Here is a 10,367-nt window from a genome sequence, read left to right on the forward strand (position 1 = left end):
GTGGTGAAGGTTGCAGATCTGGTCAAGCGACTACTCGTGGGGCGTGCGCTCCGAAGTGCCCAGGCACACGAGCAGCTGCTGCCAAAGCGCATCGCGCTGCCGGTTTTCGCCAGCGACGCGCTGTCATCGGTGGCGTACGCCCCGCAGGAGATCCTGATCACGCTCGGAATCGCCGGCCTCGCGGCCTACCACTTCACTCCCTGGATCGCCCTCGCGGTCGTGGTGATCCTGCTGACGGTGGTCGCGTCGTACCGGCAGAACGTCCGGGCCTACACCAGCGGCGGCGGTGACTTCGAGGTCGCGACCGAGAACCTCGGGTCGAACTACGGGCTGGTAGTCGCCAGCGCGCTCATGGTCGACTACGTGCTGACCGTGGCCGTCTCGGTCTCCTCCGGCGTCGAGAACCTCGGCGCGGCGCTCCCCCTCCTCGCCGACCACAAGGTCGCCGCGGCGGTGGCGATCGTCGCCGTGCTGACCGTGCTGAACCTGCGGGGCATCAGGGAGTCGGGCCTGGCGTTCGCCGTGCCCACCTATGCCTTCATGATCAGCGTGTTCGGCCTGATGATCTGGGGTGGCGTGCGGCTCGCGCTCGGCGCCGACCTGAAGGCTCCCTCGGCCGACTACACGGTCACCGGCGAGAGCGTCGGCATCGGCGGCTTCGCCCTGATCTTCCTGCTGCTGCGCGCGTTCTCCTCCGGCTGTGCCGCGCTGACCGGCGTGGAGGCCATCAGCAACGGCGTGCCGGCGTTCAAGAAGCCCAAGGGCAAGAACGCCGCCAACACCCTGCTGGCGCTGGGCGTGCTGGCCGCGACGATGTTCGCCGGCATCACCGCCCTGGCGTTCATCACCGACGCCAAGTTCGCCGACCTCTCGCAGGGCAGCAAGCTCGTCGACAAGGCCGGCCACATCGTCCCCAACCCCGGTCCCGTGATCGCCCAGGTCGCGCAGACCGTCTTCAGCAACTTCACCCCGGCCTTCTACGTCATCACGGCGATGACGGCGCTGATCCTCGTGCTGGCCGCGAACACCGCCTTCAACGGCTTCCCGGTGCTGGCGTCGGTGCTCGCCCAGAACCGCTACCTGCCGCGCCAGCTCCACACGCGCGGCGACCGGCTGGCCTTCAGCAACGGCATCGTCATCCTCGCGACCATGGCCGGGCTGCTGATCTACGCCTTCCACGCCGAGACCACCCGCCTGGTCCAGCTCTACATCGTCGGCGTGTTCGTGTCGTTCACGATCAGCCAGGTCGGCATGGTCCGGCACTGGAACCGCCTGCTCCGCACGGAGACCGACCCGAAGAAGCGCGCGCAGATGCAGCGGTCGCGGGTGATCAACGCGTTCGGCGCCACGGTGACCGGCCTGGTCCTGGTCGTGGTGCTGATCACGAAGTTCACCCACGGCGCCTGGATCGCCTGTGCCGCCATGGCCGTGCTGTTCGTGATGATGCGCGGCATCAGGCGCCACTACGACAACGTGGCCGCCGAGCTTGTGGTGCCGGAGGACACGCAGACTGACGAGTCGATGCTCCCCGCCAGGAACCACGCCATCGTGCTCCTCTCAAAGATCCACAAGCCGACGCTCCGGGCTCTCGCGTACGCCAGGGCCACCCGTCCCTCGACGCTGGAGGCCATCAGCGTCGGCGTCGACAGCGACGAGGCCAGGCAGCTCCAGCGCGACTGGGAGGAGCGGGGCATCCCGGTGCCGCTGAAGATCCTCGACTCGCCCTACCGGGAGATCACCCGCCCGGTGCTCGAATACGTCAAGAGCCTGCGCCGCCGCTCTCCCCGCGACGTCGTCACCGTCTTCATCCCCGAGTACGTCGTCGGCCACTGGTGGGAGCATCTGCTGCACAACCAGAGCGCGCTGCGGCTGAAGGGGCGTCTGCTGTTCCAGCCTGGAGTGATGGTCACCAGCGTGCCGTGGCAGCTCGCGTCCTCCGACCGGCTCAGGGGCCGGCCGGAGTCGTTCGCCCCGGGCTCGGTACGCCGGCCGTACGCTGTGGCACGTAAGGATGACCAGGTCAAAAGTTGAGCGGGGGGACCGAGGTGCCGATCGAACTGAACGTGGAGCGCGTCGCCAACGGTGGATGGTGTGTCGCCAGGCACGAAGGCCGGGTGGTCTTCGTCCGCCACGCTCTTCCCGGCGAGCGCGTCCTGGCCGAGGTCACCGAGGAGACCACGCGCTTCCTCCGGGCCGACGCGGTCGAGATCCTCGACCCGTCCCCCGACCGGGTCACGCCGCCGTGCCCGTTCGCCGGGCCGGGAAGGTGCGGCGGCTGCGACTGGCAGCACGCCACTCTGGACGCCCAGCGCCGCTTCAAGGCCGAGGTCGTCACCGAGCAGCTTCAGCGGCTCGCGGGCATCGAGATGAAGGTCGACGTCGAGGAGCTTCCGGGCTCTCCCAACGGCCTGGGCTGGCGCACTCGCGTCCAGTTCGCCGTCACCCCCGACGGCGTGCCCGGCCTGCGCCGCCACCGCTCCCACGAGATCGAGCCGGTGGACGCGTGCCTGATCGCCCACCCCGAGGTCGAGCGCATGGGCGTCGAGCGCAAGAACTGGCGGGGCGCGTCCAGCGTGGAGGCGATCGCGTCGTCCACGGGGGAGCGGGCCGTCGTCGTCTCCCCGAAGGGCCACCGTACGGTCGCGGTGCCCGATCTCGACGCGGACGCCTACGTCCTCGTCGACGAGGGCCGGGGGCACGCACGGGCGGTACGGGGCCGTACGGCGCTCACCGAGCGGGTCGGCGACCGTGAGTTCCAGGTCACCGGCAGCGGCTTCTGGCAGGTGCACCCCGGGGCCCCGGCGACGCTTCTCGACGCGGTGCTGGAGTTCGCCGCGGTGCGCCCGGGCGACTGGGCGCTCGACCTCTACTGCGGGGTCGGGCTGTTCGCGGCGGGACTCGCCGAGGCCGTCGGGCCTGAGGGCGCCGTCCTCGGCATCGAATTCGACGCGCGAGCCGTGCAGGACGCCCGGCACAACCTGCGCGATCTCCCGCAGGCGCGCATCGAGCGCGGCCGGGTGGAGGACGCCCTCGACAGGCTGGGGGTCGAACGGGCCGACGTGGTCGTGGTCGACCCGCCGCGCACCGGGCTCGGCCGCGAGGTCGTCCACCGCGTCGCCGGCCTGGACGCCGCCCGCATCGTCTACGTCTCCTGCGACCCGGCCACCCTGGCCCGCGACCTCGCCTGGTTCGCCGAACGCGGCTACCCCACGGTCGATATCCGCGCCTTCGACGCCTTCCCCATGACCCATCACGTCGAGTGTGTAACGCTGCTGACCAGAGACGTGATCTAGGGTCTGACCAGCAGTGATGCAACAAGTTACCTGTCACCATCGATCAGTGTCAGTCAGCGTTCCCCAAGATCTCTGCGCACGAAATGCGCACTGTCTTACCTAAGTGGACATTCATATGGCCAGGCGTTTGTCTCTGTCGAGGTAGACAGGTGCCCACAGGTCAGTAGACAGGAATACCAGTTGAGGCGGTATGGCCAGAGACGGGGGTTACGTAAAGCGGGTCTCAGCGACAACGCGCCTTCAGACCCTCGCATGAAGAAAGCCCTGCGCTCTAGCCTGAAGTTGTCGAGGCTTCAGGAAGGTCAGGGCTTATGAATGACGGTAGCACGGCCATGAGTTTCGGCGACCGACTCCGATTCCATCGGGAACGGCTTGGTATGACCCGTGAGGTCCTGGCCGGGCAGATCGGGAAGTCCTCCTCCTGGCTTAAGGCGGTCGAGGGCGGACGACTTCAGCAGCAACCGCGGTTGCCCATCTTGCTCCAGCTTGCCGAAGCGCTACGCATCAGGAACCTGGCAGATCTGACCGGCGACCAGTCGATGCCGGTCCGGATGTTCACTGGTCCCGGACACCCCGCGCTGGACGCCGTGCGCCGAGCTATCAACGCCGTGCCGCTGATCCCGCAGGGGACCGTGCAGCCGCTCGCGCACCTGCGCGCACGCCTGGACGCCGCGTGGCGGGCGCGGCACGCCTCGCCGGACCACCGGACCACGCTCGGCGCGCTGCTGCCCGACCTGATCCGTGACACGCAGCTCGCCGCGCTGCTGTACCGGGACGCACCACGGCGCCAGGCTCTCGCCCTCCTGGCCGAGGTGTACGGCCTGACGCAGATGTTCCTTGCTTACCAGCCGGCCGCCGACCTGCTATGGCGGGTGGCCGAGCGGGCGATGGTCGCCGCCCAAGAGTCTGATGACCCGCTCGCGCTTTCGTGCGCGGTGTGGTTCGCCGGTCAGGCGCACCGTGACGCCGGCGACTTTGAAGCCGCCCGCGAGGTCAACGAGCAGGGGCTCGCCGCGATCGAACCGCGCCTCGACGACGCAGGGGTCAACCTGCTCGCGATGCAGGGCGCCCTGCTTTTCGAGCTGGCGTTCACCGCGGCGCGCGTCGGTGAGACGGGGAAGGCGTGGCTGCACTGGGAGGAAGCATCACGCGTCGCTGAGCGGCTTCCAGGCGACTACTACCAGCCGTGGACGTCGTTCTCCCGGGTGGTGATGGCCGCTCACGCGGTCACGGTGGCGGTCGAGCTGCACCAGGGCGGCGAGGCCACGAGGCAGGCCCGGCGTGCGGTGGATGCGCCGATCCCCTCACGGCCGCGACGGGGGCGCCATCTCATCGAGGTGGCGCGAGCGCACTTCCTGCAGTGCGACCACGCAGCCGTCCTTGAGACCTTGGAGCACGCCTACGGCAGCGCCCCAGAGACGATTCGCTACAACGGTTACGCCCGGCGCATGGCACTTGAGCTCTCCGAGACCGGACCCGTGGCCTTGCAGCCACGCGCCCGCGAGCTGGCGAACAAGGTGGGGCTACTGGTCTGAGCACCGAGCAAGGGGCACAGACCGTACCCCTTGCTCGGCGACAGGAGGATTACGGTCCTGGCATGGATCACGTGGCGTTGCGAAGACGTCACAGAACGGATCCGCCGAGGCGTTGCGTTCGCATCGACGGGCCCTTGATCGGACGCGGAGGTCCGACCCATGCCACACCCTAAGAGCACACCCGACACGCCCCCGCGCGGATGGCACATCTTCCGCAGCGACAAAGGCCGCCTGTGGGCCACCAGGGATCGGCCGTTCAGCGACGCCGAGGATAAGGCCGGGGCGTGGCGCACGGTCGACGCCGATGACGAGCTCGCGCTGGCCCGAGAAATCGCCAAGCAGGAGAGCATCGCCGAGCTGGCGGCCGTGTCGTGACGGGCACGGCGGAGCGTACGGCTCCTGAAACGCGCCTGGCGCGTAGGGCACATCAGCTCGCCGTGCTCACCCAGACCTACCCGGCGTGGCGTATCTCCCGCGTGACGAACAGCCGGGGCCGATTCGGCGGGTGGTGGGCAACCAGGCACAGGCCGCTGACGGACGAACAGCGCGCGGCGGGCCTGGTCCCGAGCATCGCCCGGGGCGACGCCGTGGCCTTGGGGATGGAACTGGCCGTGCAAGACGAGATCGCCCACCGGTCCCGCATGTGAGCTGCCCTGCCGTCGCGTGGGCACATCCGCGACGGCCGGGCCGGGCGGCCTCCCCTACGGGAAGGGCGGGGAGGCCGCCTACCAAGTCGTCCGGCGAAAACCGTTGCCGGACTCGGCAAGAGGAAGGGCAAGCAGATGGAGAACCTGTACGAGCGCGACCTCGCCGGCGCGCAGTTCACGCGGCCGTGTGGCGGCAACAACGGCACCGAGGGCGGGGAGGCCTGCGTCGAGCTCGCGGCGATCCCCGGCACGGCCGACGCGTTCGCGCTCCGCGACAGCAAGAACCCGAATGCCGGGACCCTCCGGTTCACCGGTGACGAGCTCCGCGCCGCCGGCATGAGCACCATCTAGCAGCACAGCACATCGAGAGCAGGCGGTCCCTGCCCGCTAGAGACAGGCAGGGACCGCCCTAAATGTACGGCGGGAGCACCATGCACTTCCATTCCTACTCCTGGACCGGGCCGGGGGATGACCAGCGCCGGGAAGGCGAACGACGCCCCTTCCACCCGGCGTTTCAGACGTCAACGCTGCCCCCGATGCGCACCTGCGACTGGCTGTTGAAGCCGAGAACCCGGATCGACTCCTCCCCGGCCACCGTGGCGGAGGCGCTGGGATGGCTCGCCGGCCGCTATCAGGCGGTCGAGTCGTCGTTCTGGCGCCCGGCAGATGAGGCCCACATTGGGCTGGACTTCCGCCTGGCGGTCGCAGAGGAATCCCTCGCCGGCGGCGTGGATGTGCAGTGGGGCATCTGGCTCCAGGCCGGACGGTTCATCACGGCCGGCGTCGTCTGCTGTTCCCCTAACCGGCACGCCACTTACACGTGCCCTGCGAGGAGATAGAGGTGTCGAACATCAGCGTGTGCCAGCTGGTCGCGCTCGCTGTCGCATGGGGCCTTGTGGCACTCGCGTGGCTGCTCGACTCCGGGCGCTTCCCGGTCATTGGGAAGCGTTACCGAGCCTGGATCTACGAGGAGTGAGCTGGCACCCCAGCCAGCCAGCGGGGCCAACCGCCCCGGTGTGATCGGCGTCTCACTCGCTGTCATCTCCTACCCGACAGGAGTCCCCGTGCTCTTCCCTCGCAGCGCCCTCGCGCTCTTCACGCTGGCGGTCCTCACTTCCGCGTGCGGCAGCTCGCCCGCGATAGCCGAGCAGCCCTCAGCGACCCCGAACCCCTTCAACGCAACCGCGTGCAAGCACTTCCAAACTGGGCTGCAACGCCTGGAGGAGAATCTCGCGGACGGCAAGAAGAACGGCTACCTCCCCATCGGCCTCCAGGTCGACGTACCTCTCAGCAAGCAGGCGGTCGACAAGGCGGCCCAGCTCGCTGAAGGGGAAGCCAGGTCCGCGATGGAGCGCACGGCCGCCGCGATTAGCGCGCTCGGGGTCGCGGTGGAGGACACCTGGCAGGACGGCATGGACATCGCCCAGGAGGTGACCACCCTCGGACTGGCGGTTGAAGCGGTACGGCCGCTGTGCGCCGCCGCCGGCAGCCCCGTAACGATCACCTTCTCTTAGTCCAGACAGCAGAGAGCCCCGGACGCCTTCCCCAGCGCCGGGGCTCGCCAGACCGGTGCCCTGACCTCCCGCCTGCTCTACACCATCGCCTCGATCGCCAGCGGCGCCATGCCGGTGCTGTGGGCCCGCCCCGGGTTTCGCCTGACGCAGCCGGACGCCGATCTGGTGCTGGACCGCACCCGTCATGATGGCGCGACGGCCGCGATGGACCTGCGCCGCGTTCTGCTGCGCGAACCGGTCGACCTGCGCACGGACGCATCATCAACATCGGCTCCATCACCGCCCGGTCCGGCCGCCCCGGCCTGGTCGCCTACGCCGCCGCCAAAGCCGGGCTCATCGGGTTCACCCGGTCACTGGCCCGCGAACTCGGCCCGCACGCCATCACGGTCAACGCCGTGGTCCCTGGCCCCATCCAGGTGGAGCGGGAGACACGGCTCCCCGAGCACCACCGCACCGCACCAGATCGACAGATCGCGCGTCAGTGTCTTGCCCGGCGCGGCCAACCGGAGGATGTGGCCGGCGCGGTAGCGTTTCTAGCAGGGCCATCGGCGTCATTCATCACCGGCCAGTCCTTGCACGTCGATGGCGGCTGGCTCCTGCACTGACCGACTCCTGCACTGACCGGAAGGAACCTCCCATGAAGGAACGTGTACGGGCCATCCTCATTACTCCGGGCGGGAACCTGCTGACGATCAAGCGGGTACGGCCGGGCATGGCACCGTACTGGGTGCTGCCCGGCGGCGGTGTGGAGCCGGCCGACACCAGCCTTGAGGCCGTGCTACTGCGCGAGGTCGACGAAGAACTCGGTGGGCATGCCAAGATCCATTCGCTGGTGCACGTGCACGTCCAGGAGGGCGAGCGACAGTACTTCTTCCTCGCGCGCATCGACCAATGGGATCCGGCGCGGCGAAGTGGACCGGAATTTGACGACCCCTCACGGGGCGAGTACATCGTCAAGGAAGTGCCCTTGAACCCCGCAGGCCTGGCGGCGATCGCCCTGAAGCCCGAGCCGGTCGCGGACTTGCTCGGCGAGCACGCCAGACGGCTGTTCGAGCTCACTGACCTGGGGCGGTAGTACTCGCGCTCCGTCTGATCCCACGCACCACGAAGCGCCCCGCCCTCCTAACAGGGAGAAGTTGGGGCGCTTCGTCGTCTCAGCCTTCGACGCGAGCCTCCTCGTGAAGGCGCTCCATCCGCCTGGGGTCGGGCGGGCGGCGGGGCCCCGACAGCTCCGCCGCCCTGTCACCTTCCCCATTCTTCCTGGCCGTCCCGAGGGGCCTGGAAGCTCTTGGCCCGGCACCCAGCCGTGGTTCGGTGCCGGGGTCTTACTGCTGGGAGGGGAGACAGGGCCCGCTCTTGGCTTGCGGGAGCCTGCCAGCGCTGCGGCCATGGGCCGGGGCTGGTCTACCCATCCCTGAGCGTCCCCCCTTTTGTGGGAGTCCTTGGGCGATTCTCGTGATCGCTCGAGTCGGGATGATACGCCGTTCAGGGCCGAGCAAAAGGCCACCACGACACGACACCCCCTATGTCCCAGCACCGGCAGAAGAGTCGGTGATGTGAGGTAGGTTCCGCAGGTGATCGCTCTGGCGCCGACACCGACTCCCGTCCCTACGGTCACTGTTACTCAGACGGTGGCCCCGACATCGATCCCTACTCCCGTAATTACCATTACGCCGCCCGACGCTGGAATTGACCCATGGAAAGACGTCGTCTGGGGAAATTTCGGTGGAGCGCTCATCGGTGCGCTCATCGCTCTTGGTGCTGCACTTATTGTCTGGCACTTCGATAAGCGCCAGAGGATAGAAGACGGTTATCGCCAGCAAGCGACAGACATCTATGTGATGCTGGATCGCGCCGTGACCGCCTCGTTTGATAGAGACTGGGCGCTGTCCCATCGCTACTTCGTTCAGTTCCTCGTACTCGCACGGGACATACCAAGGGCCACTGTCAGATCCCGGCGGAGCCGGCTCGCCCTCAAGCTCCGTCCGAGCGTACGGCGCGCTGTCGTGTACGGGGACATGCGGGGGTGGCTCCTCGATGAGGCCGAGAAGATCAGCGCCTTCTGGAAAACCGACAAGCCCTTTGGGACACAGCCAGAAGAGCGCAAGGCATTGATAACCCTTTTTCTCGTCGTAGCGCCCAGGGGTTTATCGACCTGGAGATCCGACCAGACCCGATGGACACCACCTTGGAAGCCACCTATTCTCGTGACCTCAGACGTTCCGGATAGCCCTTGGTATCGGGACCTCGATGGAACCGATCGGTGACGTCTCAGCTTGACCGAGTCTGAAAGTGGTTTTCCGGCGCCCCAGCCGTGATTCGGCGCTCGGGGTCTTAGCCGGTAGAGGACAGGCAGCCACGTCGTGGCTGCGGCGTCGGCCAGCGCGCGCGTCCACGGACTGGGGCTGGACACCCATCCCTGAGGGTTCCCCCGTGAATGAGAGTCCCGGCCTGATCGCAGCCGCGCCGAGTCGGCATGGGCGTCATTTTGGCTCATGACCTGCCCTGATGGCCGTTACCAGAACGAGACCAGACGCTAAGCCGTCCCGTGGTGCACCGTCCCACTCCGACCGAGGAAGCGGAGGAAACCGGGGCGTGACGGGCCGACAGGACGTTAACCCAGGAATATGCCAACCTCCGCCTCCCCAACCCAAGGAGAGGCACGCACATGAACGTCTACGACGCAGAGATCTCGATCACCAAGCTCTACGGAGACTCCACCGAGACCCGCACACACTGGGGAATCGACCTGGAAACCGGGCTCTCCTGCATTGACGACCTGGCCGCCCAACTCCGGCCCGTCGCCAATTGGGGGACGTTCACCACCGAAGGCGCCGCCCCCCTCACGGTGACGGCCGGTCGGCCAGAACGGCGTCCCGGTGCCTATATCTGTGTGACCTTGCTGCACAGCGACGGGACTGAAATCCGAGCCGCCTGGCAAATCGACATGGTCACCGCAGACCAACTCCTCGAAGGACTGGCAACCCTTCACGGGACCCTCCCCGACCGGTCGGACTTCTGCGTTGCCGGGCAGGTGATTCTGACGTTCATATGGGACGCGGACGCGGACGAGGCGCAGGGCATCAGCTGAGTCGACGGTCGCGGGCGGCCCTGAGCGGACTGGGCCCCTCGGTCAAGTAAGGGCCATGGGGCGCGAACGCCAGGTGCACTGCGCGCGGTGCCGGCGCTTACGATAGAGCACCTCCTCTGGAGGAGTTTTCATCCGAAGGACCGGCGAGCTTCCGATTAAGAGCCCTTGGGCTCCGCTCGCCGGTCCTTGGTGTTTCCCAAGGTTGATCACCGCAGAGGAGGGGTGCCGCCCCGGGCACGGCCCCGGCATGTTGACCGTTTGACAGGGTTTGGTTCGTTGCATGTGGC

General features: G+C 67.9%; 12 protein-coding genes and 1 pseudogene. All 13 read left to right on the forward strand.

Features of this window, described 5'->3' with window-relative positions; translation table 11 throughout:
- The 13 genes and pseudogenes from AB0O34_RS10010 (at position 1) to AB0O34_RS10070 (ending at position 10,080) form a co-directional block, all read left to right on the forward strand.
- The gene (locus AB0O34_RS10010) at positions 1 to 2,031 is read left to right on the forward strand and encodes an APC family permease (RefSeq protein ID WP_363914651.1); all 2,031 of its coding nucleotides are present in this window, start codon (positions 1 to 3) and stop codon (positions 2,029 to 2,031) included.
- 14 nt (positions 2,032 to 2,045) lie between these two features.
- Positions 2,046 to 3,293: a class I SAM-dependent RNA methyltransferase gene (locus AB0O34_RS10015; protein ID WP_363914653.1), complete on the forward strand. Its 1,248-nt coding sequence runs from the start codon at positions 2,046 to 2,048 to the stop codon at positions 3,291 to 3,293.
- A gap of 332 nt (positions 3,294 to 3,625) precedes the next feature.
- A complete protein-coding gene (locus tag AB0O34_RS10020) occupies positions 3,626 to 4,828 on the forward strand; it encodes a helix-turn-helix transcriptional regulator (RefSeq protein WP_363914681.1) in 1,203 nt (400 codons plus the stop codon).
- A gap of 159 nt (positions 4,829 to 4,987) precedes the next feature.
- Positions 4,988 to 5,203 carry a hypothetical protein gene (locus AB0O34_RS10025; protein ID WP_363914655.1) on the forward strand — a complete coding sequence of 72 codons (216 nt, stop codon included), beginning with the start codon at positions 4,988 to 4,990 and terminating at the stop codon, positions 5,201 to 5,203.
- Positions 5,200 to 5,475: a hypothetical protein gene (locus tag AB0O34_RS10030; protein ID WP_363914657.1), complete on the forward strand. Its 276-nt coding sequence runs from the start codon at positions 5,200 to 5,202 to the stop codon at positions 5,473 to 5,475. Before AB0O34_RS10025 ends, AB0O34_RS10030 begins: the two co-directional genes overlap by 4 nt.
- 135 nt (positions 5,476 to 5,610) lie before the next feature.
- Complete coding sequence (locus AB0O34_RS10035) at positions 5,611 to 5,826, forward strand: DUF397 domain-containing protein (RefSeq protein ID WP_363914659.1); 216 nt, start codon at positions 5,611 to 5,613, stop codon at positions 5,824 to 5,826.
- 80 nt (positions 5,827 to 5,906) lie between these two features.
- Positions 5,907 to 6,314 carry a hypothetical protein gene (locus AB0O34_RS10040; RefSeq protein ID WP_363914661.1) on the forward strand — a complete coding sequence of 136 codons (408 nt, stop codon included), beginning with the start codon at positions 5,907 to 5,909 and terminating at the stop codon, positions 6,312 to 6,314.
- A gap of 2 nt (positions 6,315 to 6,316) precedes the next feature.
- On the forward strand, positions 6,317 to 6,451 hold the full coding sequence (locus tag AB0O34_RS10045) for a hypothetical protein (RefSeq protein WP_363914663.1): 135 nt from the start codon (positions 6,317 to 6,319) through the stop codon (positions 6,449 to 6,451).
- 88 nt (positions 6,452 to 6,539) lie between these two features.
- On the forward strand, positions 6,540 to 6,989 hold the full coding sequence (locus AB0O34_RS10050) for a hypothetical protein (protein WP_363914665.1): 450 nt from the start codon (positions 6,540 to 6,542) through the stop codon (positions 6,987 to 6,989).
- A gap of 254 nt (positions 6,990 to 7,243) precedes the next feature.
- Positions 7,244 to 7,594, forward strand: a pseudogene (locus AB0O34_RS10055) (SDR family oxidoreductase); the annotation flags it as partial.
- A gap of 32 nt (positions 7,595 to 7,626) precedes the next feature.
- Positions 7,627 to 8,064, forward strand: coding sequence for an NUDIX domain-containing protein (locus tag AB0O34_RS10060; protein ID WP_363914667.1), 438 nt, complete (start codon positions 7,627 to 7,629; stop codon positions 8,062 to 8,064).
- A 499-nt stretch (positions 8,065 to 8,563) separates the two neighbouring features.
- Entirely contained in the window at positions 8,564 to 9,256 is a 693-nt protein-coding gene (locus AB0O34_RS10065) for a hypothetical protein (RefSeq protein WP_363914669.1), read from the forward strand.
- 401 nt (positions 9,257 to 9,657) lie between these two features.
- Positions 9,658 to 10,080, forward strand: a complete 423-nt coding sequence (locus AB0O34_RS10070) for a hypothetical protein (protein ID WP_363914671.1) — start codon at positions 9,658 to 9,660, stop codon at positions 10,078 to 10,080.
- Positions 10,081 to 10,367 lie beyond the last annotated feature (287 nt).

The organism is Sphaerisporangium sp. NPDC088356, from assembly GCF_040685555.1.
Taxonomy (GTDB): domain Bacteria; phylum Actinomycetota; class Actinomycetes; order Streptosporangiales; family Streptosporangiaceae; genus Sphaerisporangium.

What these genes read in the sequence shown, in the direction of transcription:
- AB0O34_RS10020 (WP_363914681.1), top strand. Translation starts at nt 3,626, where the DNA reads ATGAGTTTCGGCGACCGACTCCGATTCCATCGGGAACGGCTTGGTATG.
- AB0O34_RS10025 (WP_363914655.1), top strand. Translation starts at nt 4,988, where the DNA reads ATGCCACACCCTAAGAGCACACCCGACACGCCCCCGCGCGGATGGCAC.
- AB0O34_RS10035 (WP_363914659.1), top strand. Translation starts at nt 5,611, where the DNA reads ATGGAGAACCTGTACGAGCGCGACCTCGCCGGCGCGCAGTTCACGCGG.
- AB0O34_RS10040 (WP_363914661.1), top strand. Translation starts at nt 5,907, where the DNA reads ATGCACTTCCATTCCTACTCCTGGACCGGGCCGGGGGATGACCAGCGC.
- AB0O34_RS10060 (WP_363914667.1), top strand. Translation starts at nt 7,627, where the DNA reads ATGAAGGAACGTGTACGGGCCATCCTCATTACTCCGGGCGGGAACCTG.
- AB0O34_RS10070 (WP_363914671.1), top strand. Translation starts at nt 9,658, where the DNA reads ATGAACGTCTACGACGCAGAGATCTCGATCACCAAGCTCTACGGAGAC.